Here is a 23015-nt window from a genome sequence, read left to right on the forward strand (position 1 = left end):
TCCGCTGCGCCACACCCGGGCCGCCGCCCCGATAGCCAGCCAAGTTTTTTCTCGATCTGGTCCGGAGTCCAGGACCGCCGAAGGCGGCCGGCGAAGCCGGCGCCCGAAGGGCGTCCTTGACGCCGGACCAGATCGAGAAGACCCTCCAAGAACGGGTCGGCGGCCCACCCCAACCCCGAAGAACGATCACCCCTGCCAAGCCCTCCAGACAGCGTCAAGCAAAGCCCGAACCTCCTCGCGCCGCCCGGATTCGGACACCTCGATCTCGTCCCCCGCACTGCGAAAAGTGACGACCCGCCCCTGGTCGTCACGGACAGTGACCACCCTCCCGAACCCAGCGAGGGGCTTGATCACTTCCACCATGTCCGAAACCTCGTCGATGGTCACGTGCACCGAGAGGTCGTCATCGGTGAACGTGAACGGCGCATACGCAGCCAGCCGCGGTGCCGCAGCAACTCGCTCAGCGACCACATCCGGCGGTCCGGCAACCTGGTATCTCTCATCACCGGCGACGGTGCCGGAGATCGAGATCCGCCTGAGACCGGCGGCCTCGGGCTCCTGTTCGACCTCCCGATAGACGGCGACGACGTCGTGCACGTCGACGCCACTGATCTGGAGGCCGCGATCATCGCTGCTGACCGACCCGACCGATGAGAGCGCAGCGAGATCGAGGACGAGCTGAGCAGCGGGGACGTCCTGGCTCCAGGCACTGATCTTGCCGCCGCTGACGCTGACCTGTTGACCGGGCGTCCTGCGTGCGAGCTCGGCGGCCGCAACCACGTCTTCGCCGCGACTCATCTCCAGCGTCAGCGCGCCCGGCCTGATCGCGTACCCCACGACCTCGATCCGATTCCGGATCTCGCGGAGGCCGGCGATCGGCTCGGTCATCGGAACCGCTTCAGGCAACGTGTCGACGTGCTCCCAGTAGTCGGCCGCATCGGTGACGCTCTGATCTTCTCCGTAGGTCACCAGCACACCGGCGCGCTCACACCCCGGCGTCGCGGCCCGGAGCGCGACCAAGCCGTCATAGGCCACCAACGGATCCGTGCTTGACTCCGCCTCGACGACACAGGCCTGTGACCCGGCACCGTAGGCGATCGTCGCGCTGTCCAGATCGGTGCGCTGCCGCACTTCGTCGAGCAATCGCAACCCGCTCGCGTTGCTCTCCTCGGATGGGCTCACCTGAAGATCGACGCGGTCCATCTCGAGAGTGAGCTCGTAGTCGGGACTCTCCCCGGACACGTAGGGCGCCAGGATCGCGGCAATCTCAGCGGCCCGCGCCGTGCTGATCCCGTCCTCCAGGATGATGGTTCCGCTGGCGTCACCCGCAAACGGCAGCACGTTGTTGCCACCGACCTCCACCCGCTCGATGCCATCGACGCCCTCGAGCCGCTCACTCAGCTCATCGGCCAGCTGGTCGCCCCGGTTGGCCGCACACGACGACGCCATCAGCACGATCGCGAGCGCCATGACGACAGCGCGAGTGCTCACAATGCTTCCTTCGGTCCCGAAACATGGGTCATCGCTGCTCAGCGCTCGCTCTCGAACCACGTACGCAACCGAGCGACGATCGCGTCGATGGACCCATCCTGCAGTGCACGCCCGAAGACCCCGTCGTTGAAGCGTTCACCACGAACGTAGACCGTGGCGAGCCGAGCAGCGTCAGCGACCGGAGCAGCGCCAAGCAGCGAAGGGGCGGAGAGGAGCGGATTGCCGCGCATCCACTTCATCCAGTCGATGGACGCCCCCGGAAGCGAGCGATAGAGCTGCCGGACCCGAGGGCTGTAGGCGGGATACGGCGCCTGGATCGCGCCGCTCTCGGTCTTCTGCCCGCCACCCCAGGCGACGTCACGGTCCTCAGCCGTCAGCGCATCAGCGGCCGAGAAGGCCTCGAGCCACGTCGCGTCCGGGACGCTCCGCAGCTCAGCCTCGACCTGGGCATCGGAGGGATCGAGGGCCTCGCGGGCGCGGTCGAAGGTGTCGAACGCCTTCTGGTCGAAGAGCACGACACGCACCTCCTCGACCGAGGTCGGGGTCCGGGCGAGGGTCCACAGGGAGACGTACGCGGCCTCGTCGAGCGGGTAGCGGTAGACGCCGGTCGAGATCGCCGGGAACGCCACCGTGCGCGCCCCGAGCTCGTCGGCCACGCGGAGCGACTCACGGAAACACGAGGTCAGCAGGGCGACGTTGTCCTGGCCGTCGGTGTAGACCGGGCCGACCGTGTGGATCACCCACCTCGCCGGAAGATCGCCGCCCGTGGTCGCGACCGCCTGCCCGGTCGGCAGACCGCCGCCGAGACGTCCGGCCCGCAGCGCCCGGCACTCCTCGAGGATCGCCGGGCCGCCGCGCCGGTGGATCGCCCCGTCCACCCCTCCCCCGCCCAGCAGCGAGGAGTTGGCGGCGTTTACGACCGCGTCAACAGGCTGGTCGGTGATGTCCCCGCGTACGACCTTGATCCTCACGCCGTCAATCTAGCCACCCGGGCTCGGGCCGCCCAGGCCGCCGGGCCGAGGGCGGCGGCCACACCGGCCGCGAGGGAGGCGAGGACGCCCAGCCAGCCGAGCCCGGCAGCCTCGAGGCCGGGATAGATCTGCCAGTGGACGAGGTAGATCCACAGCGACGACGCCGCGAGCACGGCGGCCAGCCGGGCCAGCGGCCAGGGCAGCAGGGTCGGCCACGGGACCAGCAGGACGAGGATGCCGAGGGCGACCGTGGCCTCGCGGACAGGGTCACCGAAGAAGCCGTACGTCGCGACCACGACCGTGACCGCGACGAGCACCCGCTGCCACGGCCGCTGTGCCTCCGCCGCCGCCCAGCCCAGGGCGAGGCACCACAGCACGCAGCCGATCGTGTAGCGCTCGGTCGGACCGGCCTCTAGGCCGACCCACAGGTACCGCACCGCGAGGGTCGCCCCCACCACCACGGCGGCCGCACCGAACCGGTGGCGCCGCTGCCACCGGTCGAGGACGGGCACCAGCAGCAGGAGGGCGAGCCCGGCGAACGACCAGGTGATGACCTCCAGGAACCACAGCTGCCAGTCGCGGGTCCACTCGTCGCTGCCGAGCGCCTGGTTGAGTCCGAGCGCCGTCGGCCAGTGGTAGCGGTCGCTGACCAGGGCCACGGCACAGACCCAGAGGGCCGCCGGGAGCGCGACCGCGGCGGCTCCCCGGAGCAGGCGACGCGCGCGCAGGGTCCGGGTGGGAGCGGTGAGCCCGAAGCGGGCGAGGTTGAAGCCGGCCACCGCGAGCAGGATGTGCGCGCCGCCGAGGAGGGTCCACACGTCCGCGTGGCTGCCGACGATGGCGACGATGGCCACCGCGCGCAGCAGAACCGGGATCTCGACGGGCCGCAGCCACCGCCGCGGGCTCCGCGCGCTCGCGGCGAGCTCGGCGATGCTCCGGTGCTGCCAGCCGGAGGGCAGGGTGCCGAGCCGTTCGCCGAGCTGTGTGGCGATCTCGACGAAGGAGAGCGAGTCGCCGCCGAGCGAGACGAAGCTGTCGGCCACCGTCGCGTCGGGGCGCCGCAGCACCGTGGCATAGACCGTACGCAACGCCTCCGCGTCCGCACCTTCGGCCAGCCCCGTATCCGGTGGCCCGGCCGCGTCCGCCACGCTCGCCCAGGCACCGAGCGTGGCGTAGTCGACCTTGCCGTTCGGCGTACGCGGCACCTCGTCGATCACGTGGACCTGGACCAGCGCGCGCGGCAGCGCCACGATGCCGTCCACGAGCCCCGGCAACCGGTCGGCGGCCCCCGGATCGTCGGTGAACAGGTGCAGGCGGGCGCCGGGAGCGACGGCTCGCACCGGCCCACAGCCGGCCGAGGCCGCGAGCTCGGACTCGATCCGGTCGAGGTCGATGCGCAGCCCCAGGATCTTGCCGAACCGGCTGCGCCGGCCGGTGATCTCCCACAGACCGTCGTCGGCCTGCCGGGCGAGGTCGCCGGTGCGGAGCTCGGTGAGCTCGGGTCCGCGGGCGAGGTCGACCACGCTCTCGGCGTACCCCATCATCACGTTCGGTCCGGTGTAGACCAGCTCGCCGACACCGTCGGCCAGGCCGTCCCCGGCACCGTCGACGGGATCGAGGTGGAAGTGCCCGCCCGGGATCGGGATGCCGATCGCCTCGGGCCGGCTCGCGGCGAGCGCGGGCGGGAGGTAGGCCATCCGGGCGGTGGCCTCGGTCTGGCCGTACATCACGACCAGGTCCCAGCCACGCGACTCCCCCAGCGCGGCATAGCGACGGACCGTCTCGGGCGGCATCTTGCCGCCGGCCTGGGTGATGTAGCGCAGCGACGGCAGCGAGCGGTCGGCGAACCCCGAGGTGTCGAGCAGGTCGAACGTGTAGGGAACGCCGGCGAACGAGGTGGCGCCGTGACGCGCCGCGACGTCCCAGAAGCACTCGTCGGCGACAGAGAGGTCCGTGAGGATCACGGCGGCTCCGGCGCTCAGGTGGGAGTTGAGCACCGAGAGGCCGTAGCAGTAGTGCAGCGGCAGCGAGCTCATCGCCCGGTCGGCGGAGGTGAGCCCGAGGTAGGCAGCGATGCTGGCCGCGTTGGCGGTCAGGTTCTCCCGGGAGAGCCGGACCAGCTTCGGCGACCCGGTCGAGCCCGAGGTCGACAGCAGCAGCGCGAGGTCGGGATGGAGATCGGCCCGGCCCTCGAACGCCGCCCGGTAGCGCGTCCGCAGCTCGGCGTGATCACCACCCGGCGGCGTCAACAGCACCGGCCGGCGAGCGGCGAGCGCGGCCAGGTAGCCGACCACCGAGTCCAAGTCGTTGCCCGCCTCGAGCAGCACGACGCCGCGGGCGGGACCGTACGCCGCCGCGCGGTCCATCACCGCCTGCTCCAGCTCGGCGTAGGTCAGCGTCGTCTCGTCGGTGATGACCGCCGGGTCGCCCGGTCGCCCTTGCAGGAGCAGGTGGGCATCGGTCGCGATGGTCGAGCTCATCGCATGTTCCCTGGATAGCCGACCAGCGGCCCGACGACCTCGAGCGCGACCGTGGCTCCGATGTCGGGGATCCCGGTGCCCGCGACCCGGGCGGTGACGCGTACGTCATCGCTCAGCCGCACCCGGATGGTGGCGTCGTGGCCGAAGAAGGAGACCTCCTCGACGACGCCCTTGGTGCCGGAGGTGGCGTCGACCGAGACCTGCACCTGCTCCGCACGGACGACCAACGTCACCGCCCCGGCGGGCCGTGGCGTGATGAGTGCGACCTCCCCGAGCGGCGAGTCGACCCGCCCGTCGCCGCCGACCTCACCGGGAAGCAGCGTCGCCGAGCCGAGGAAGGCCGCGACCCCGGGATGCTCGGGGGTCAGGTAGACGTCCACCGCGGAGCCGACCTGCAGGAAGCGCCCGGCAGCCATCACGGCGACCTGGTCGGCCAGCGAGAGCGCCTCGCCCTGGTCGTGGGTGACCAGCAGCGCTGCCGCGCCGGCCGTACGCAGCGCCCGCACGACCGCTCGCCCGGACTCCTCGCGCAGCCCCGCGTCGAGCGAGGAGAAGGGCTCGTCGAGCAGCACCAGGCGGGGCCGGGGCGCGAGCGCACGGGCCACGGCGACCCGCTGCTGCTGGCCCCCGGAGAGCTCGTGGGGATGCCGGTCGGCCAGCTCGGCCGGCAGCTCGAGCAGCCGGAGCAGCTCGGCGACGCGTTCCTGCCGCTCGGCACGGGCCACGTTCCGGCGCAGCCCGAAGGCGATGTTGCCGCCGACGTCGAGGTGCGGGAAGAGCGCGCCCTCCTGCGGGACGTACCCGATCCCACGGCGGCGCGGCGCCAGTCCGGCGACCGAGCGTCCGCCGATCCTGATCTCGCCCGCGGTCGGCGTCATGAACCCCGCCACGCAGCGCAGCAGCGTGGTCTTGCCGCAGCCCGAGGCACCGAGCACGGCGGTCACCCCGCCCTCGACGGTCAGGTCGAGCCCGTCGAGCACCTGCCGCCGGCCGTGTCCGGCCCGCAGCCCGCTGATCTCCAGTGCCGCGGTCATCGCGCCTCCCCTCTCGACGAGCGACCCAGCAGGATCGTCGCCGGCATCGCCAGGAGCACCAGCGCCAGCGCGTACGGCGCCGCGGCGCCGTAGGCGACCGAGGATGCCTCGCTCCAGAACTCGGTGGCCAGCGTCGTGGTCCCGATCGGGGCCAAAAGCAGCGTCGCGGTCAGTTCCGTGGAGACTGCGAGCGCAACCATCGCGGTCGCCGTGGCCAGCCCGGGCAGGAGCAGCGGCAGGGTCACCCGGCGCATCGCGCCGGCCCGGCTCAGCCCGAGGCTGAGCGCGACCTCCTCCAGCCGCGGCGGCACCAGCTCCAGCACCCCGCGCACGGCGACGAGCGCGCGCGGCAGGAACAGGATGACGTACGCCGCCACGAGCAGCGGCAGCGTCTGGTAGAGCGCAGGCACCCAGCCGATGGCGACGGTGACCAGGGCGAGCGCCACGACCACACCGGGCAGCGCGCTGGTGACGTACGCGACCCGCTCGACGCCCAGCGACCAGCTCGTCCGGCGGCGGACGGCCTGCCAGACGACCGGCACCGCGGCGGCGGTCGCGACGACTCCGGCGACGGCGGCCAGCGCGATGCTGGTGCCGGCGGCAGGCAGCAGGCGGCTCAGGTCGAGCTCGGCCGAGGCACCCCGGACCAGCCAGCGCACCAGGCTGACCGCCGGCAGACCGACAGCCAGACCGACGAAGGCCGCGAGCCCGACGAGCACCGGCGCGGTAGCCCGCCCCAGCCGCTGCCGTGGGGCCGGCCGCGCCGTGCCGCTCCCGACGTGGGCACGCCGAGCCGGGCCGCGGGCCAGCATCTCCAGGGCCAGCAGCCCGAGGCAGGCGAGCAGCAGCACGCCGGCGAGCAGGGTGGCTGCCGGTCCGTTGAAAGCGGTGCCGTACTGCTGCAGGATCGCGGTCGTCAGGGTCGGATAGTTGAGCAGCTGGAGCGCGCCGTACTCGGCCAGCAGGTGGAGCCCGACGAGCAGCGCGCCGCCGAGCACCGCCGGCGCGACGGTCGGCAGGACCACGCGGAGGAACACCTCCCGTGGCCGCCGCCCGAGGGACGCGGCGACCTCCTCCAGCGATGGGTCGAGGCGTCGCAGCGCGGCCACAGCGGGCAGGTAGACCAGCGGATAGTAGGAGAGCGAGACGACCAGCACGGCCCCGAGATAGGACTGGACGGCGTGGGTCGTGGCGACCCAGGCGTAGCCGTTGACGAAGGCGGGGATGGCCAGCGGCGCGCACAGCGCTCCGTGCCACCAGCCGGCCAGGGGCAGAGAGGTCCGCTCGACCACCCAGGCGCCGCAGACCCCGAAGACCACCGAGAGCGCGACCCCGCCGACCAGCAGCCGGCCGGTGTTCCACAGCAGCTCGCCGATGCGCGGGCGGACCAGGAAGTCGTACGCCTCCGCCGGCCCCAGCGAGGCGGTCGACCACACGACGTACGCCACCGGGAGCAGACAGACGGCGGCGATGGTGCCGGCGACCGCCGGCATCAGCCATCTCCCTGAGGAGGCGGCCGGAAACGTGCCGAGATGCACGCTGCTCAGAGGAACCCGGCTTCCGTCATCATCTCAACCACGGCGTCGCTGTCGAGCTCGGAGACCGAGACGGCGGGCGGGTCGAGCTCGGAGAACGGCTTGACCGGCGGGTCGAGCTGCACCTCGGGGTTCAGCGGGTACTCCAGCGCGTAGCTGTCGGCCAGCCCCTGCTGCCCGGTCTTGCCGGTGAGATAGCCGACGAACTTCTCGGCGTCCGTCTTGTGCTCGGCCGAGGCCAGCACGCCCGCCCCGGAGACGCTCACGAAGGCGCCCGGGTCCTGGTTGCCGAAGAAGTGGAGCTCGGAGCTGTCGCTGACCTCACCGGACTCGGCCTGGTCGCGGTACCAGTAGTAGTGGTAGATGACGCCGACCGGCACCTCGCCCGCGTTGACCGACTCCAGCACGACGTTGTTGCCGTCGTAGACCGTGCCGTTGGCCTTGATCCCGTCGAGCCACTTCTTGGTGGCCGCCTCGCCCTCGGTGGCCAGGACTCCGGCGACGATCGCCTGGAAGTCGGCGCCGGTCGGCGAGAAGGAGATCTTGCCCTTCCACTCCGGCTCGGCGAGGTCGAGCAGCGAGGCCGGCAGCTCGGCCTCGGTGATCTGGTCGGTGTTGTAGACCAGCACGGTGGAGCGGGCCACGAAGCCGGTCCAGGCGTTGCTCTCCGGCCGGTACTGCTGCGGGATCGGCGCGGTCACGTCGTCCGGCAGCGTGGCCAGCAGGCCCTCGCGCTCGACCGCGGCCATCGCCGGGGAGTTCTCGGTGAGGAAGACGTCGGCCGGCGACTTCTCGCCCTCCGCGACCAGCTGTGCGGCGAGCTCGAGGTCCTTGCCGTTGCGCAGCTCGACGTCGATCCCCGTCTCCTTCTCGAACGCCGGCACCAGCTCCTCCATGAGCTGCTCGTGCTGGGCGTTGTAGACGACGAGCGCGTCGCCGGAGGAGCATGAGGTGAGGGTCGTCGCGAGAAGGGCGACGGAGACCGAGACCACGACAGCGGAGAGAGGCTTCACGGCCTTCCTTTCATTTGGTAAGCCTGACCTTACGAAGGTTTACCTAAGAAGGCGAGCACGACAATGTGACGGTTTCAGTTCGCGTTGGAGCTCGATCCGCGCCTGCATCGGTTTTGCCGATGCCTTACGCCAAAAGGATTCGTTTGCCAGAGGAACAGCCCAGTCACGACCATGGTGGGGCGCCTCACACCTTTGGAGAATGACCATGTCTGACCAGCCAGTCGTCGAGAAGCACACCATCGGCTACGTCCCACCCGAGGACCGCCATGGCAAGGTGCGCGACCTCTTCACCCTGTGGTTCGGGACCAACATCGCTCCCCTGCCCGTCGTCACCGGTGCCGCCGGCGTCACCGTCTTCGGCCTCGATCTGTTCTGGTGCGTCGTCGCCATCGTGGTCGGCCACCTCGTCGGCGGCGTCTTCATGGCGCTGCACTCGGCCCAGGGTCCGCAGATGGGCATCCCGCAGATGATCCAGAGCCGCGGCCAGTTCGGCTCCTACGGGGCACTGATCGTCGTGGTGATCGCGGCGGTCATGTACCTGGCCTTCTTCGCCTCCAACATCGTCCTCGCCGGGCAGTCGCTGCACGGAATCGCCGACCCGATCCCGGTCGAGGCGGGCATCGTCCTCGGGGCGCTCGGTTCCGGCCTGATCGCCGTGATCGGCTACAAGGTGATCCACTCGCTCAACAAGGTCGCGACGTGGGTCCTCGGCATCGGGATCGTGCTCGGCACCGTCGCGATCTTCGTCTCCGGCCTGCCCGCGGGCTTCTGGACCCAGGGCGGCTACAGCACCGCCGGTTTCCTCGCGACCGTCTCGCTGGGCGCCCTGTGGCAGATCGCCTTCGCGCCGTACGTCTCGGACTACTCGCGCTACCTGCCGGCCGGCGTCGGGGTGAAGGCGACCTTCACCGCCACCTACCTCGGCTGCACCCTCGGCTCGATCCTGCCGTTCGTCTTCGGCGCGATCGTGGCGCTGGCGATGAAGCCGGGCGTCGAGGTGATGACCGGGGTGCGCGACACCACCGGCGCGTTCGGTACGCCACTGCTCGTCCTGTTCCTGCTCTCGGTGATCAGCCACAACGCGCTCAACCTCTACGGCACCGTGCTCTCGGTCATCACCTGCGTGCAGACGTTCGTCGCGTCCTGGATCCCGACCGCCCGCAGCCGCGTGGTGCTCTCGCTGGTGGTGATGGCCGCCTCGACGTACTTCGCCATCGGCGTCTCCGGCAACTTCATCTCGCACTTCGTCGACATCGTGCTCGCGCTGCTCGTCGTGCTGGTCCCGTGGACCGCGATCAACCTGATCGACTTCTACCTGATCCACCGTGGCAACTACGACCTCGACTCGATCTTCGCGGCCGACGGCGGCATCTACGGCCGCTTCAACGGCCAGGCGATCCTCGCGTACGTGATCGGCATCGTCGTCCAGATCCCGTTCATGGCGACGCCGCTCTACACCGGCCCGGTCGCGGACAGGCTCAACGGCGCCGACCTGAGCTGGATCATCGGCCTCGTCGCGACCGCCCCGATCTACTACCTGCTGGCTCGCGGCCGCAAGCTCGCACCGAGTGAGATGGCGCTGGCCTCGCACGCCTGAGACCCGAGCACTCCCACGGCGGGGAGGTCGCGTCAGCGGCCTTCCCGCCGTCGCGCTGCCCGGCCCGAGGAGCGGACGAACGCCTGGGCGCGGGCGGTGAGGCGTACGCCCTTCATCGAGGCCAGCACGACCTCGAGGGGCTCGACCGGGTCGCTGATCTCCAGGGTCACGATCTGCGCGCCGTCGTAGGTCGTGTCGCTCGCCGGGCGCTGATTGAGGACCGACCATCCCTGGCCGTTGGCGACCATCGCCCGGACGGTCTCGAAGCCGGCGCTGCGGTGCCGGATCTGGGGTCGGAAGCCGGCGGACTCGACGAGCCGCTCGAAGTACTGGCCACTGTGCGGCAGGTCCAGGAGCACCATCGGCTCCTCCTCGAGCTCGGCGAGCGCGACCTTCTTGCGGCGCGCCAGCCGGTGGCCCTTGCCGATGAGGACGTACGGTGCCGCGACGCCGACCCGGACGTGGTCGATGTCGTCGTCGAGGTCGTAGCCGTACATGAGCGCCAGCTCGCAGCTGCCCGAGCGCAGCGCGTGCTTGAGCGCGGCGTGCTCGTCCTCGACGACGGAGACGTGGATGCCGGGGTGGTCCTGCTCGCAGGCGGCCAGCAGCCGGGGCAGCTCGAAGGGGCCCAGGGTGGTGAAGCAGCCGATGGCGAGGTCGCCGACGAGCGCCTGGCCCGCGGAGCGCGCCACCTCGACCAGCTCGCTGGTGTGCACGAGGTAGCTGCGCAGCTCGCGGTAGAACTCCTCACCGGCGGCCGTCAGGGTCAGGCCACGGGCATGGTGGCGCAGCAGCAGCTGGACGCCCAGCTCCTTCTCGAGCTGGGCGACCGCCGTCGAGACGGCAGACTGCGAGACCACGAGCTGCCGCGACGCGGCGGTCATGCTGCCCAGCTCCGCGGCCGCGGCGAAGTAGCGCAGCTGGGTCAGGGTGAAGGACGGCTCGGCCATGCGGGCCATCCTGCCCGAAGTCACTCTCGTTTCGCCCCGTTGACGCCGTCGGCGCCGGTGGCGTCGAGGTTCGCGAGCGTCTCCGGTCGCAGCAGCGCGTCGAGCACGACCGGGTCGAGCCCGCCGGCGGCGAGCGCCAGATCCCGTACGTCGCCCGCGCCGCTCAGCGCGGCCTTGGCGATCTCGGCGGACCGCGCGTAGCCGAGCAGCGGGGTCAGGGCGGTGGCGAGGCCGGCGTTGCCTGCGGCAGCGGCGGCGAGCTTGGCAGCGTCGACGGTGATCCCGTCGACGCACATCTCCCGCAGCGAGTCGAAGGCGGCGGCGGTCCAGGTGAAGCCCTGCAGCAGGCCGTGCGCCATCACCGGCTCGAACGCGTTGAGCTGGAGCTGGCCGCCCTCAGCGGCCATGGTGACGGTCAGGTCGTTGCCGATCACCCAGAAGGCGACCTGGTTGACCATCTCCGGGATGACCGGGTTGACCTTGCCGGGCATGATGCTCGACCCGGCCTGGCGGGCGGGCAGCTGGAGCTCGCCGAGCCCGGCCTGCGGGCCGGAGCTGAGCAGCCGCAGGTCGTTGCAGATCTTGGACGCCTTGACGACGATCCGCTTCAGTACGCTGGAGACCTGTACGAACGCGCCGGTGTCGCTGGTCGCCTCGACGAGGTCTCCCGCGCCGACCACCGGCAGGCCGGTGATCTCGGCGAGGTGCCGGACGGCGAGCCGCCGGTAGTCGGGGTGGGCGGTGATCCCGGTGCCGATCGCGGTGGCGCCGAGGTTGATCTCGCACAGCAGCACTCGCGAGTCGGCCAGCCGGGCCAGCTCCTCGCGCAGCGTGATGGCGAAGGCGCCGAGCTCCTGGCCGACCGTCATCGGGACGGCGTCCTGGAGCTGCGTACGTCCGATCTTGGGGACCGCGCGGAACTCGGCCGCCTTGCGGGCGAACGAGTCGGCGAGGGCCGCGGTGGCCTCGACCAGGCGGTCGATCGCACCGACCAGGGCGAGCCGGACGGCGGTCGGGTAGACGTCGTTGGTCGACTGACAGCGGTTCACGTGGTCCAGCGGGTGGATCTCGTCGTAGCTGCCGAGCGGCAGGCCGAGGATCTCGAGCGCACGGTTGGCGACGACCTCGTTGGCGTTCATGTTGGTCGAGGTGCCGGCACCGCCCTGGATCACGTCGACGACGAACTGGTCGTCGAGTGCTCCGTCGCGGACCTCCTGCGCGGCGGCGGCGATGGCGGCATGGCGACGGTCGTCGAGCAGGCCGAGCTCGTGGTTGGCCCGCGCGGCGGCGAGCTTGACCGCGCCGAGGGCGGCGACGAGCGAGCGGTGGCTCCCGACGGTGGTGCCGCTGATCGGGAAGTTCCGCAGCGCGCGGGCGGTGTGCACGCCCCAGTAGGCGCTCGCCGGTACCTCGAACGGGCCGAGCGAGTCGTGCTCGGTGCGGGTGGCCGTGGCGTCGACGGTGGTCATCGTGCGGCCGCATCCTCGGCGACGTCGAGCGCGGTCCAGGCCAGCGCGGTGGCGGCGTCGAGGAGTGCCTTCTCGGCGTCCCCGCCGACGCAGTGCGCGGCGAACTCGGGCTGGTGGTTGAGTGCGGTCCCGGAGTTGATGCCGACGTAGGGGTGGATGGCGTTCACGACCTGGGAGACGTTGCCCATGTCGGTGGAGGCGCGGTTCATCCGGCGAGCGGGGGTCCCCGGGTCGAAGATCCGGCCGATCTCCTCGGCATTGCGCCGGTACGCGGCCAGCGCGGGCGCGAACGTGCGGAAGTCGGCGTACGGCTTGCTCTCGGGTTCGACGGTGAGCTGCGCGCCGGTGGCGAGCGCGCCGGCCTCGAAGCAGCGCCAGACCTTCTCCTCGGTCTCGGCGAGCTGGGCGAGGCTCTCGGCGCGGACGTACCAGCGGCCCTCGGTCCGCGCGGGGATGGCGTTGGGTGCCTCTCCCCCGTTGGTCATCACGCCATGCACGCGTACGGTCGGCGGCAGCTGCTGGCGGAGCAGGCCGATCGCGACCTGAGCGATGGTGAAGGCGTCGGCGGCGTTGACGCCCTGCTCGGGGTAGGCGGCCGCGTGCGCGGCCTTGCCGGTGTACTCGACGTGCGAGTGCGACACCGCGAACGGCTCGGCCTCGGCGACGTCGACGGGAGCCGGGTGGGCCATCATGGCGAGGTCCAGGCCGACGAAGGCGCCGCGTTCGAGCAGCTCGATCTTGCCGCCGCCGCCCTCCTCGGCGGGGGTGCCGTAGACCTCGATGGTGAGTCCCGCGGCGTCGGCCAGCGGGGCCAGCGCGCGGGCGGCGCCGACGGTGATCGCGGAGATCAGGTTGTGGCCGCAGGCGTGGCCGAGGCCGGGGAGGGCGTCGTACTCGGCGCACAGGCCGAGGCGGAACGGACCGCTGCCGAAGGTCGCCAGGAAGGCGGTCTCCAGCCCGAGGTAGGCCGGAGTCACGGTGAACCCCGCCTCCTCGAGCGACTCCGCGACCCAGCGCGAGGAACGGTGCTCCTCCCAGCCGGTCTCGGGGTTCGCGTGCAGCTGCTCGGAGAGCCGGATCAGGCGCTCGGCGTCGCTGCCGACGGTTGTTGCTGCGTACTGCTTCGCGGTGGTCATCACTCGTCCCCGGGGACCCCGTAGGACGGGGCGGCGGTGGGATCGAGTCCGCGGGTCACGTAGTCGTCGCGCTGCGGCATCCAGACCTTCAGCAGGTCGCGGAGGTCCTCGACCGGGCGCTCGCTCCAGTCGACCCGAAGGTCGGTGACTCGCCAGGCGACGTCGCGTACGACGGAGAGGCCCGCCGAGTGCAGCGGTCCGGCCTCGCCGCCCGCGGCCAGCCCGGCCTCCAGGGCGGCCAGGAGCCGCTCTTCCAGTTCCCCGGTCGCGGACTCGAAGCCCGCGACGACGGCGTCGACGACCTCGGTGCCGGCCAGCAGGTTGCCGGCGGCGACCACCTGTGGCGCAACGGCGTGGTGATGGATGCCGAGCGACCCGGAGCCGCTGTACGCCGCACCGGCGCCGTCGAGTCCCAGAACGGTGAGCTGGCGATGCTCGATGTGCTCACGGCACTGGGTGACCGAGGCGAGCGCGGCCCGGGCGTCGAGCCCGGAGGCGAGCGCATCGAGCAGGTCGGTGCCCAGACGCGGGTCGGTGATGTTCTGCGACGAGGCGCCGCCGACGCCGGGACGCAGGTGGATGCAGCGCGCGGCGACGGCCGGGCTGGAGGAGGTCACGGCGATGCCGACGGCGCCCTTGCCGTCGGTCGCGAGGACGGAGAAGGTCACTTCGCCCCCTCGGGGATGACCGCGATCGCGTCGACCTCGACCAGCCACTCCGGGCGGGCCAGGGCGGAGATCACCAGGCCGGTGGAGATCGGGTGCACGCCCTTCGTCCAGCGGCCGATCGTCCGGTAGACCGTCTCGCGGTAGCGCGGGTCGACGATGTAGATGGTGAGCTTGACCAGGTGCTCCATCTCGGCACCGGCCTCCTCGAGCAGCATCTTGATGTTGGCCATCGCCTGCTCGGTCTGCGCCTCGACGTCGCCGATGCCGACCGACTCGCTGGTGTCCAGGTCCTGCCCGATCTGACCGCGTACGTAGACCGTGTTGCCCGCGACGACGGCCTGGCACAGGTCGTTGTCGAGGTTCTGCTCGGGGTAGGTGACGCTGGTGTTGAACGGGCGGATCCGGGTGTGCCCGCCGACGACGATGCTGCTGGGTTTGTTGGTCTCCACGACGACCAGTCCACCTCGTCCGAGAGCATGTGTCCAACAGATGTTTCCAAGGACTATCGTCAATGAAACAGATGCAGAGACACCGATGGCGATTGCATCAGTCGATCCGATGGGTAAGGCCAACAACATCTGTTGGACACGAGCAACCCCGCGGCTCAGGATCTGAGTATGTCCAACGAACAGATCGAGGTCCTCGTCGTCGGCGCCGGTCAGGCCGGCGTGGCGATGAGCGAGCACCTGAGCGACAACGGCGTCCCCCATCTCGTGCTGGAGCGTGACCGGATCGCGGAGCGCTGGCGCACGATGCGCTGGGACTCGCTCGTCGCCAACGGCCCGGCCTGGCACGACCGGTTCCCGGGCCTGGAGTTCCAGGACGTCGACGCGGACGCGTTCGCCACGAAGGACCAGGTCGCGGCCTACTTCGAGGCGTACGCCGAGAAGATCGCCGCTCCGATCAGGACCGGCGTCGAGGTCACCTCGGTGACCCGCAACCAGGGCCGTCCGGGCTTCCGGGTCGAGACCTCCGACGGCGTCATCGACGCCCGGTTCGTGGTCGCGGCGACCGGCCCGTTCCAGCGGCCGGTCTACCCGCCGATCGTCCCGGACGGCGCGGTCGCCGTGCAGATGCACTCGAGCGACTACCGCAACCCCGACCAGCTTCCCGAGGGCAACGTCCTCGTCGTCGGCGCCGGCTCCTCCGGCGTCCAGATCGCCGACGAGCTGCAGCGCTCCGGCCGCCAGGTCCACCTCTCGGTCGGCCCGCACGACCGTCCCCCGCGCAGCTACCGCGGCCGCGACTTCTGCTGGTGGCTCGGCGTCCTGGGTCTGTGGGACCTGGAGACCCCGGCCGCCGGCGCGGAGCACGTCACGATCGCCGTCAGCGGCGCCCGTGGCGGCCACACCGTCGACTTCCGCGCCCTCGAGGCGAGCGGGATCCGGCTCGTCGGCATGACCGACCGTTTCGACGCCGGCACGCTCACCTTCCGTGAGGACCTCGCCGAGAACATCGCCCAGGGCGACGCCAACTACCTCGCCCTCCTCGACGCCGCCGACGAGTACGTCACCCGCAACGGCATCGACCTGCCCGAGGAGCCCTCGGCCCGCGACCTCGGCCCCGCCCCGACGGCCGCGACCACCCCTCTGCTCTCCCTCGACCTGGCCGAGGCCGGCATCACCACGGTGATCTGGGCGACCGGCTTCGCGACCGACTACGGCTGGCTCCAGGTCGACGCGCTCGACGAGAACGGTCGTCCGGCCCACCGCCGCGGCATCTCCACCGAGCCTGGCATCTACTTCGTCGGTCTCCCCTGGCTCTCCCGCCGTGGCTCGAGCTTCATCTGGGGTGTCTGGCACGACGCCAAGCACATCGCCGGCCACATCGCGACGCAGCGTAGCTACGCGGCGTACGACCGACAGGCGCGCGGCTGATCAACGGCGCACAGCCGCGTCACATCGATGGCCCGGATCCCGAAAAGGGATCCGGGCCATCGTCCTTCTTCCCCGACCCAACCCCCGCCGAGTCGGCTCGTCATGACGCGCCGACTCGACGTCCGATCCGGTCAGAACGAGCCGACTCGGCACCGGATCCGGTCACGATGAGCCGACTCGGCATCGGGTCGGCGGGCAAAAGCACCGCGCCCCGGCCTCGCGAGGAGGCCGGGGCGCGGTTTCTCTGCCCAGCTGGCGGGTTGCGCCTCAGGCCAGCTGGGTCACCTCGCGCCGGAACGGCACCTCGTCGTTGGAGGGCAGGACGGCGTCGAACTCCTCGGCCGCGCGGCGGCCGGACCAGACGGCGGCCGCGATGGTGCCGGGGCCCCAGGAGTCGCCGATGCCGCGTACGGAGGCGATCTCGCCGGCGTCGCGACGGGCGAGCAGGTCGAGGTAGAGCTCCTCGCGCGGCAGGCGGGCGGTCACCATGACGACGGCGTCGCAGTCGAGGTCACGCTCGATGCCGGCGTAGACGTCCTGCACCCGGACACCGCCGGTCCCCACCGACATGACCGCGTGGTCGGTCACCCGGGTGATGCCGTTCTCGATGAGCCGTCGCTGGATCCGGTTGATCTCGAAGGTGTTGCTGGTCCACGACGACACCTGCGCGCCGGTGGTGACGATCGAGACGTCGTAGCCCTTCTGCACGAGCAGCTCTGCCAGGACGCCGCCCAGGTAGTAGTGGTCGTCGTCGTAGACGACCACCTTCTTGCCGTCGGGCAGCCGGCCGGCGAAGAGGTCGTCGGGCCCGAGCACCTGGGCGCCCTCTGCGATCAGCATCGCGGTGGTGTGGAAGCGGGCGACGCCGTCGGTACGCCACGTCGCGCCGGTGGCGGTGATGACGTGCTCGAAGCCGAACTCGACGATGTCCTCGGCGGTCATCGGGCTCTCGCGGTAGATCTCGACGTTGGGGAGCTCGGCGAGGACGGCCTCGCGGTACTCCTTGACCCTGCCCCACGCCGAGAGCCCGGGCAGCTTCGACTCGGCCGTGACCCGGCCGCCGAGGTCGCGGCCGGCCTCGGCCAGCACGACGTCGTAGCCGCGTACGCCGAGCGCCCGGGCCGCCTCCAGGCCGGAGGGACCGGCGCCGACGACGAGGATGCGGGAGTCGCTCTCCTTGGCCCGGATCCGCTCCGGGTGCCAGCCGCGGCGCCACTCCTCCCCCATGCTCGGGTTCTGGGTGCAGCGGATCGGCGACATGGTGAGGTCGCCGGAGACGCAGATGTTGCAGCCGATGCACTCGCGGATCAGGTTGAGCCGGCCGTCGCGGATCTTGTTCGGCAGGAACGGGTCCGCGATCGACGGGCGGGCCGCGCCGATCAGGTCGAGGATGCCGGCCTTGACCTGGCGCACCATTGCGTCCGGCGAGGTGAACCGGCCGACGCCGACGACGGGCTTGGAGGTGAGCTTCTTCAGCCCGGCGACGAACTCCTCCTGGCGACCCTCGGGTGCGAACCGCGAGGTGACCGAGTCGCCCTCCCAGCTGCCCATCGCGAAGTCCCACAGGTCCGGCAGCTCGCCGAGCTCGCGCAGCACGCCCTCGATGTCCTCGCGGGTGATGCCGCCGTCGATCTCCTCCTCGACCGTGATCCGGCAGGCCACCGCGGCCCGGCCGGCGACCTCGTCGATGGTGTCCTCGAGGAGCTCGCGCAGCAGTCGCATCCGGTTCTCGAGCGAGCCGCCGTACGCGTCGGTGCGGTTGTTGTAGCGCCGGGAGAGGAAGTGGTGCGGGGCGCCGTAGCCGTGGGCGCCGTAGACGTAGACGACGTCGTAGCCGGCCTCGAGGGAGCGGCGTACGGCATTGCGGTGCCAGCGCCGCAGGTCCTCGATGTCCTGCAGCGACATCGCCCGGGCCTGGACCGGCGCGATGGTGTCGGGGGCGACCGGGAGGTGCGCGGGCCCGAGCGGGGTCTCGCGGCTGAGCTGGTTCGGCGCGTTCATGCCGTTGTGGGCGAGCTCGATGCCGGCCAGGCCGCCACCCTCGTGGATCGCATCCGCGATCCGCTTGAGCGCGGGCAGGTCCTGGTCGTCCCAGATCCGTAGCTCGATGAACGGCGCGATGTCGGAGGTCGCGTGGATCTCCACCTGCTCGGTGCACACCACCGACCAGCCGCCCTCGGCCTTGATCTTGCGCATCGCCGCCTGGGCGCTGGGGTCGCGGTAGCCCATGCCGTTGCAGTGGGGCACCTGGTAGAAGCGGTTCTTTGTGGTGATCGGCCCGATCTGCACGGGCTCGAACAGGATGTCGTATGGGGTCATCGGGTGGGCTCCTCGCTGGGAACGGACGGGACGGGAGCGCCGACCTCGGCGCGGACGCGGGCACCTCGGACGTAGCCGATGCCGCACAGCAGAAGCAGGCAGCCGAGGGTGCCGAGCGTGAAGACCTCGAAGGTCAGCTGGCTCACGCCCCAGATCTCCTTGAACGGGTATGCCTCGCCGAACAGTCGCTCGAGGGTGCCCGGGAACACCGCGACCCAGGAGCCGAGCAGGACCCAGGCGAAGGCCAGCCAGCCGAGCATCGCGAAGCCGCGGTCGGAGACCGGGACCCGGAACGGGCGCGGGCGGTCGGGGTAGCGGGTGCGCAGCCGGATCGCGGCCGGGATGACCAGCAGGTAGCTGAGCAGGAAGGTGGAGATCGAGATGGTGAGGACGACACCGAAGATCGAGGCGCCGTCGCCGGTCACCTGCATGGCGACGAGGAGGAAGACGGTGGCCACGACGCCGGAGAGCATGTTGACGCGCACCGGCGTACCGAGGCCCTCGTGGAAGCGGCCGAAGAACCCGCCGAAGAAGGAGCCGTCGGCGGCGGTCATCGCCTGCATGCGGTCGGAGATGATCATCCACGCTGCGCCCTGGCTCATCAGGATGTAGACGAAGACGACGGCGGTGAGCGTGAGTAGCGGCTCGGCCGCGGGGCCGTAGACGGAGTAGACGGTGCCGACGGCGTCGAGGAGGCCGCCGATGCCGGTGATGTCGTCGCTGGGGACGACGAGCAGGATCGCGAAGATCGGCACCAGGTAGCAGACCGCGGCGGTGGCGCAGGAGCGGAAGATGGAGACCGGTACGTCGCGGGCCGGGTTCTCCATCTCGCCGGCGGCGCTGTTGGAGGACTCGAAGCCGAGGTAGGCGAAGAGCAGGATCGGGACGGAGCCGAACAGGCCGAGCAGGGTCGGGCTGAAGTCGCCGCCGCTGAGGTCGACGACGCCGTTCTTGGCGGCGTAGATGACCGTGGTCAGCACGAAGAACGCGAGCAGGCCGACCTTGAGGATCGCGCCGCTGGTCGGCAGCCACTTGCCCTTGGCGAGGCTGGCGATCGCGGCGACCACGGTGATCCAGATGAAGACGATCTTGAACAGGTAGTCGCCGACCGAGCCGTGCTCGAGCGGGGTGATGTAGACGCTCACCGTCTCGGCGGCGAGGAAGGCCATCGAGCCGCCGACCCACACCGGCTGCGTGATCCAGGTCAGGATCGCGGCCACTGCCGCGGCCGGGCGCCCGAAGGCGTCTCGGACCCAGGTGTAGGCCCCGCCCTCCTCGCTGAACGCGGCGCCGGTCTCGGCGAAGATCAGGCCGTACGGCACGAGGAAGAAGACCGCGAGCACGAGGGCCCACGTGAACGCCTCGGCGCCGTAGAGCGAGACCTGCCCGAGGGTCTCGAGGCCGACGACGGCCGCGATGAGCAGGAAGACGATGTCGAAGCGTCGCAGCGTCTTGCGGAGATGTGACTGTTGCTCGGCCGCGAGGGCGGTCGGCTGGTTGGTCTGCGTCATGGTGTGTCCCTGGCTGGTCGGGCTGGCGGTCAGTGGTTGATCCAGACGGTCTTGAGACCGACGTACTTGTCGAGGGCGTGCAGCGAGAGGTCGCGCCCGAAGCCGGAGCCCTTGAACCCGCCGAACGGGGTCCAGGCGCTGAAGGCGTCGACGCCGTTCACGGTCACGGTGCCGGCGTGGATCCGCTCGGCGAGCCGGTGCGCGCGGCTCAGGTTGCTGGTCGCGACCGAGGCGGCCAGGCCGTACGGGGTGTCGTTGGCGAGTGCGACCGCCTCGTCCTCGGTGTCGAAGGCGGTGACCGCCAGGACCGGCCCGAAGACCTCCTCGCGGGCGAGGGCGTCGGCCGGGTCGACGTCGTCGAAGACGGTGGGCTGGACGTAGCAGTCGCTGCCGTCGCGGGTGACCCGCTCGCCGCCGGTGACCAGGCGCGCCGTCGAGGTCGTGGCGTCGTCGACGAACTGCATGATCCGGTCGGTCTGCTCGGGCGAGACGATGGCGCCCATCCCGGCGGCCGGGTCGAGGGGGTCGCCGGGGGCGTACGCCGCGGCCTCCTTCGCGACGAGATCGACGAACTCCTCGTGGACGTCGCGCTGGACCAGGACGCGGGAGTGCGCCGAGCAGACCGCACCCTGGTTGAACCAGATACCGAAGGCGGTCTGCTTGGCCGTGGTGGCGAGGTCCTCGGCGTCTGCGAAGACGACGTGCGGGCTCTTGCCGCCGCACTCGAGCCAGACCTGCTTGAGGTTGGACTGGCCGGCGTACTGCAGGAAGTACGCACCGACCTCGGTCGAGCCGGTGAAGGCGAGCACGTCGACGTCGGGGTGGAGGCCGAGCGCCTTGCCGGTGGTCTCCCCCAGTCCGGGGACGACGTTGAGGACACCGTCGGGGATCCCGGCCTCGGCGGCGAGCTCGGCGATTCGCAGCGCCGAGGACGGCGACTGCTCTGCCGGTTTGAGCACGACGCTGTTGCCGGCCGCCATGGCCGGGGCGACCTTCCAGGCGAGCATGTCGACCGGGTAGTTCCACGGGACGACCGCGCCGACGACGCCAAGCGGCACGCGGCGGATCAGCGCCGTGGTGCCCGGCGGGGTGGGCGCCACCTCGTCGTTGATCTTGTCGATGGCCTCGGCGTAGTAGCGGAACAGGTTCACCGAGAACGGCAGATCGAGGTCGTACGCATCCACCACCCGCTTGCCCATGTCGAGCGAGTCCAGGACCGCGAGCTCCGCGGCATGGTCGGCGAGGAGGTCGGCGAAGCGGAGCATCCGCTCCCGGCGGAAGGCGACGCCCGCCCGCGACCAGCCCCCGTCGTCGTACGCCGCCCGCGCCGCGCGCACGGCCGCGTCGACACCGGCGGCGCCGGCGTCGGCCACCTCGGCGAGCAGCGTTCCGGTGGCGGGGTTGCGGTTCTCGAAGGAGCCCTCCGCGGTGTCGACGGAACGGCCGCCGATGAACGCTCGGGTCCGGGGCCGGACCTCGGCGGCGATCTCTCGCCAGTCCTGGTGGGTGTGCACAAGCAAGTCCTTTCTTTGCGCTTCACCGCAAATATGAGCCTCGCCACACCAGGTGTCAATCATTCGCCCGCAGATTTCACATACGCGTTACGGTTGAGCATGGCTCGACGCAAGGACCAGGCCGCTCGGCGCGAACATCTGACCGCGGCAACACTCACCGTGATCGCGGCCCACGGCTTGGCCGGCGCCACGATGAAGAACATCGCCGCGGAGGCCGGGATCTCACCGCGCCTGATCGCCTACTACTACCCCGAGCTGGACGGCCTCATCGAGGCCGCCCACCAGGCCGCGACCGACCGCTACTACTGGTCCCGGCAGCGGGCGATCGAGGGCGATCTCTCCCCCGCCGAGAAGCTCGGCCGCCTGATGTACTCCGGTCTTCCCCGAGGTGAGGACCTTCTCCTGAGCCAGGTCCTCGACGAGATCTCGGTCAATGCAAGCCGCAGCCCGATGCACGCGACCCTGATGACGCTGCTCTTCGACCGCGAGGTCTCGCTCTACACCGCCGTGCTCGAGGTCGGGCGCGCCACCGGCGTCTTCACGCTGACTGACTCGGCCGAGGCCATCGCCCGCAACTTCGTGGCCCTCGAGGACGCTTTCGGCCTCCACCTGCTCGCCCACAACTCGTCGCTGACGCTCGAGCGTGCCGAGCAGCAGCTGGCCAGCTACGCCCACTCCGCCCTCGGCGTCCGAGTCGCTCCGATCGACCCGGAATTGCCCAAGAAGGCAAAGAATCCGCCGGCTGCGAGGTAGTGGTCAGGCAGCCGCGACCTGGGCCGGTCGCGCCGTACGCGACAGCGCCTCGACACCCCAGCAGGCCAGGCACCCGACGAGCGGGATGGCGACGGTCGACACCATCATGAAGAGGTCGGACACCACCAGCGGGCCGCCCAGCGTCTCCCAGGCTCTGTCCGCCCACCCGATCCACCCGATCATCAGCACTCCGGGCACCACCAGCCCGACCAGCCACAGGATGCCCCGACGCCGCGCGATCCCCCACGCGGCCGTCAGGCACAGCACGGTGATCACCATCTGGAGCCGGATCATCCACAGCCACCACTCACCGTTGGGCAAGTCGATCGCGCCGCGCGCCATGAGGAAGCTCGCGATCAGCCAGAAGGTGTCGAAGATCCACGGCACGAGCAGGAGGAGCGGCGCAGTGATCCGACGGACGAACGTTCGTCCACGCCAGACCAGTACCGCTGCGTACGTCAGGTAGACCAGCGTGAACAACACACCCCGGAACGCGTAGATCTCGGGATGGCCGAGCTCCCACTGGAGCCGGCTCAGCAGCACCAACCGCAGGGCCTCCGCTCCCGCGACGATCACCACCGCCACCACCGAGAGTCCGACCCGATCCGTCCGCTCCGAGATCTCCGCCATGCCAGCAGTATTGCGGTTCAGGCGACGTACGGGCGGATGGACGACCGACGTGTCGGCTATTCCAAGA

The 23015-nt window shown here is 70.8% G+C and carries 18 protein-coding genes and 1 pseudogene; 3 read left to right on the top strand and 16 right to left on the bottom strand.

Annotated features, from left to right (window positions below; all coding sequences use genetic code 11):
* Window positions 1-186: 186 nt before the first annotated feature.
* The 7 genes and pseudogenes from ABTX24_RS19145 to ABTX24_RS19175 all read right to left on the bottom strand — a co-directional run bounded on the left by ABTX24_RS19145 (window position 187) and on the right by ABTX24_RS19175 (window position 8524).
* The gene (locus ABTX24_RS19145) at window positions 187-1470 is read right to left on the bottom strand and encodes a hypothetical protein (protein WP_350841777.1); all 1284 of its coding nucleotides are present in this window, start codon (window positions 1468-1470) and stop codon (window positions 187-189) included.
* 59 nt (window positions 1471-1529) lie between these two features.
* Window positions 1530-2006, bottom strand: coding sequence for a DUF6508 domain-containing protein (locus ABTX24_RS19150; protein WP_350841954.1), 477 nt, complete (start codon window positions 2004-2006; stop codon window positions 1530-1532).
* Window positions 1986-2462 (bottom strand): annotated as a pseudogene (locus ABTX24_RS19155) (O-acetyl-ADP-ribose deacetylase); the annotation flags it as partial. The pseudogene ABTX24_RS19155 and the gene ABTX24_RS19150, both read right to left, overlap by 21 nt.
* The gene (locus tag ABTX24_RS19160; RefSeq protein ID WP_350841779.1) at window positions 2459-4942 is read right to left on the bottom strand and encodes a non-ribosomal peptide synthetase; all 2484 of its coding nucleotides are present in this window, start codon (window positions 4940-4942) and stop codon (window positions 2459-2461) included. The gene ABTX24_RS19160 and the pseudogene ABTX24_RS19155, both read right to left, overlap by 4 nt.
* Complete coding sequence (locus tag ABTX24_RS19165; RefSeq protein ID WP_350841781.1) at window positions 4939-5976, bottom strand: ABC transporter ATP-binding protein; 1038 nt, start codon at window positions 5974-5976, stop codon at window positions 4939-4941. The genes ABTX24_RS19160 and ABTX24_RS19165 overlap by 4 nt, the downstream gene beginning before the upstream one ends.
* The gene (locus ABTX24_RS19170) at window positions 5973-7469 is read right to left on the bottom strand and encodes an ABC transporter permease (RefSeq protein WP_350841783.1); all 1497 of its coding nucleotides are present in this window, start codon (window positions 7467-7469) and stop codon (window positions 5973-5975) included. The genes ABTX24_RS19165 and ABTX24_RS19170 overlap by 4 nt, the downstream gene beginning before the upstream one ends.
* Before the next feature lie 50 nt (window positions 7470-7519).
* Window positions 7520-8524, bottom strand: a complete 1005-nt coding sequence (locus ABTX24_RS19175; RefSeq protein ID WP_350841785.1) for an iron ABC transporter substrate-binding protein — start codon at window positions 8522-8524, stop codon at window positions 7520-7522.
* Window positions 8525-8729: 205 nt separating this feature from the next.
* Here ABTX24_RS19175 and ABTX24_RS19180 point away from each other — a divergent pair, with 205 nt between their 5' ends.
* Complete coding sequence (locus ABTX24_RS19180) at window positions 8730-10121, top strand: purine-cytosine permease family protein (RefSeq protein ID WP_350721157.1); 1392 nt, start codon at window positions 8730-8732, stop codon at window positions 10119-10121.
* Window positions 10122-10153: 32 nt separating this feature from the next.
* Here ABTX24_RS19180 and ABTX24_RS19185 read toward each other — a convergent pair whose 3' ends face one another.
* The 5 genes from ABTX24_RS19185 to ABTX24_RS19205 are packed head-to-tail and all read right to left on the bottom strand — an operon-like array spanning window position 10154 to window position 14793.
* The gene (locus tag ABTX24_RS19185) at window positions 10154-11071 is read right to left on the bottom strand and encodes a LysR family transcriptional regulator (RefSeq protein WP_350841787.1); all 918 of its coding nucleotides are present in this window, start codon (window positions 11069-11071) and stop codon (window positions 10154-10156) included.
* Window positions 11072-11091: 20 nt separating this feature from the next.
* Window positions 11092-12540 carry an aspartate ammonia-lyase gene (locus tag ABTX24_RS19190; protein WP_350841789.1) on the bottom strand — a complete coding sequence of 483 codons (1449 nt, stop codon included), beginning with the start codon at window positions 12538-12540 and terminating at the stop codon, window positions 11092-11094.
* Window positions 12537-13676, bottom strand: coding sequence for a M20 family metallopeptidase (locus tag ABTX24_RS19195; protein WP_350841791.1), 1140 nt, complete (start codon window positions 13674-13676; stop codon window positions 12537-12539). The genes ABTX24_RS19190 and ABTX24_RS19195 overlap by 4 nt, the downstream gene beginning before the upstream one ends.
* A complete protein-coding gene (locus tag ABTX24_RS19200; protein ID WP_350841793.1) occupies window positions 13676-14344 on the bottom strand; it encodes a DUF1028 domain-containing protein in 669 nt (222 codons plus the stop codon). The genes ABTX24_RS19195 and ABTX24_RS19200 overlap by 1 nt, the downstream gene beginning before the upstream one ends.
* Window positions 14341-14793 carry a RidA family protein gene (locus tag ABTX24_RS19205; protein WP_350841795.1) on the bottom strand — a complete coding sequence of 151 codons (453 nt, stop codon included), beginning with the start codon at window positions 14791-14793 and terminating at the stop codon, window positions 14341-14343. The genes ABTX24_RS19200 and ABTX24_RS19205 overlap by 4 nt, the downstream gene beginning before the upstream one ends.
* A 168-nt stretch (window positions 14794-14961) precedes the next feature.
* On the opposite strand from ABTX24_RS19205, the gene ABTX24_RS19210 reads away from it, so the two are divergent.
* Complete coding sequence (locus tag ABTX24_RS19210; RefSeq protein WP_350841797.1) at window positions 14962-16221, top strand: flavin-containing monooxygenase; 1260 nt, start codon at window positions 14962-14964, stop codon at window positions 16219-16221.
* Window positions 16222-16488: 267 nt separating this feature from the next.
* Here ABTX24_RS19210 and ABTX24_RS19215 read toward each other — a convergent pair whose 3' ends face one another.
* From ABTX24_RS19215 to ABTX24_RS19225, 3 genes are read right to left on the bottom strand one after another with little or no spacing between them, the layout of a single operon-like run.
* A complete protein-coding gene (locus ABTX24_RS19215) occupies window positions 16489-18540 on the bottom strand; it encodes an oxidoreductase (protein WP_350841799.1) in 2052 nt (683 codons plus the stop codon).
* A complete protein-coding gene (locus ABTX24_RS19220) occupies window positions 18537-20051 on the bottom strand; it encodes an APC family permease (RefSeq protein WP_350841801.1) in 1515 nt (504 codons plus the stop codon). Before ABTX24_RS19220 ends, ABTX24_RS19215 begins: the two co-directional genes overlap by 4 nt.
* A gap of 29 nt (window positions 20052-20080) precedes the next feature.
* Entirely contained in the window at window positions 20081-21565 is a 1485-nt protein-coding gene (locus tag ABTX24_RS19225) for an aldehyde dehydrogenase family protein (RefSeq protein WP_350841803.1), read from the bottom strand.
* A 99-nt stretch (window positions 21566-21664) separates the two neighbouring features.
* On the opposite strand from ABTX24_RS19225, the gene ABTX24_RS19230 reads away from it, so the two are divergent.
* Complete coding sequence (locus tag ABTX24_RS19230; protein ID WP_160024111.1) at window positions 21665-22318, top strand: TetR/AcrR family transcriptional regulator; 654 nt, start codon at window positions 21665-21667, stop codon at window positions 22316-22318.
* A gap of 3 nt (window positions 22319-22321) precedes the next feature.
* On the opposite strand, the gene ABTX24_RS19235 is transcribed toward ABTX24_RS19230, so the two are convergent.
* Window positions 22322-22948, bottom strand: a complete 627-nt coding sequence (locus ABTX24_RS19235; RefSeq protein ID WP_350841805.1) for a hypothetical protein — start codon at window positions 22946-22948, stop codon at window positions 22322-22324.
* Between the last annotated feature and the right edge of the window lie 67 nt (window positions 22949-23015).

This window comes from Nocardioides sp. NPDC127514 (genome assembly GCF_040302125.1).
Lineage (GTDB): Bacteria > Actinomycetota > Actinomycetes > Propionibacteriales > Nocardioidaceae > Nocardioides.

What these genes read in the sequence shown, in the direction of transcription:
- ABTX24_RS19145 (WP_350841777.1), bottom strand. Translation starts at nt 1,470, where the DNA reads ATGGCGCTCGCGATCGTGCTGATGGCGTCGTCGTGTGCGGCCAACCGG.
- ABTX24_RS19160 (WP_350841779.1), bottom strand. Translation starts at nt 4,942, where the DNA reads ATGAGCTCGACCATCGCGACCGATGCCCACCTGCTCCTGCAAGGGCGA.
- ABTX24_RS19165 (WP_350841781.1), bottom strand. Translation starts at nt 5,976, where the DNA reads ATGACCGCGGCACTGGAGATCAGCGGGCTGCGGGCCGGACACGGCCGG.
- ABTX24_RS19170 (WP_350841783.1), bottom strand. Translation starts at nt 7,469, where the DNA reads ATGCCGGCGGTCGCCGGCACCATCGCCGCCGTCTGTCTGCTCCCGGTG.
- ABTX24_RS19180 (WP_350721157.1), top strand. Translation starts at nt 8,730, where the DNA reads ATGTCTGACCAGCCAGTCGTCGAGAAGCACACCATCGGCTACGTCCCA.
- ABTX24_RS19185 (WP_350841787.1), bottom strand. Translation starts at nt 11,071, where the DNA reads ATGGCCGAGCCGTCCTTCACCCTGACCCAGCTGCGCTACTTCGCCGCG.
- ABTX24_RS19190 (WP_350841789.1), bottom strand. Translation starts at nt 12,540, where the DNA reads ATGACCACCGTCGACGCCACGGCCACCCGCACCGAGCACGACTCGCTC.
- ABTX24_RS19195 (WP_350841791.1), bottom strand. Translation starts at nt 13,676, where the DNA reads ATGACCACCGCGAAGCAGTACGCAGCAACAACCGTCGGCAGCGACGCC.
- ABTX24_RS19210 (WP_350841797.1), top strand. Translation starts at nt 14,962, where the DNA reads ATGTCCAACGAACAGATCGAGGTCCTCGTCGTCGGCGCCGGTCAGGCC.
- ABTX24_RS19215 (WP_350841799.1), bottom strand. Translation starts at nt 18,540, where the DNA reads ATGACCCCATACGACATCCTGTTCGAGCCCGTGCAGATCGGGCCGATC.
- ABTX24_RS19220 (WP_350841801.1), bottom strand. Translation starts at nt 20,051, where the DNA reads ATGACGCAGACCAACCAGCCGACCGCCCTCGCGGCCGAGCAACAGTCA.
- ABTX24_RS19230 (WP_160024111.1), top strand. Translation starts at nt 21,665, where the DNA reads ATGGCTCGACGCAAGGACCAGGCCGCTCGGCGCGAACATCTGACCGCG.
- ABTX24_RS19235 (WP_350841805.1), bottom strand. Translation starts at nt 22,948, where the DNA reads ATGGCGGAGATCTCGGAGCGGACGGATCGGGTCGGACTCTCGGTGGTG.